Source organism: Thermococcus sp. M36, from assembly GCF_012027355.1.
Classification (GTDB): Archaea; Methanobacteriota_B; Thermococci; order Thermococcales; family Thermococcaceae; genus Thermococcus.
In genome coordinates this window covers 1-468 of the sequence record NZ_SNUH01000165.1, presented here as the reverse complement: position 1 = coordinate 468, position 468 = coordinate 1, and the positions used below count along the sequence as shown (strand labels likewise).

The 468-nt window shown below is 26.9% G+C and carries 1 protein-coding gene; it reads left to right on the top strand.

All coding sequences use genetic code 11. The features are described from left to right. Positions 1-149: 149 nt before the first annotated feature. Positions 150-468 (top strand): hypothetical protein (locus E3E36_RS11810; protein WP_167895571.1); only part of this gene is annotated, 319 nt, incomplete at its 3' end.

Here is a 468-nt window from a genome sequence, read left to right as displayed (position 1 = left end):
TTAGATTCTTTGGATATAACTGAGTTATTTATAGAAGTAGAAAAAGTTTATAATATAAAAATTTCACTTGAAGCCTTGGAAGCTATCAGGAGCTTTCAAGGCCTCAATGATTACTTAATAAAAACCATTTTACCATTAAAAAAATAATTATGAAAAAGGTAGTTACATTTTTATTGATTCTTATAATTTGTATTGAAGTAAATGCACAAAGCTGCAAGGTTTTTATTGGCAATTCTGTTGACAGTATAAATACAATAGTTAGTAAAATAGAAATTGCAATACATAGCAAGTTTATCAATAAAACAAAAAACAATAACGGCTATTCCTTTTCAGATGATAAAGGAAATGAATTACAAATAAACGGTGAAGATGAAATTGAAAAAGTTATTGTTAACTGTGCAGATGCAAAAATTAGGGTAGCGTTTTATAATTTATTAAAACAACAAGCTTCTACCTGCCCAAACTATC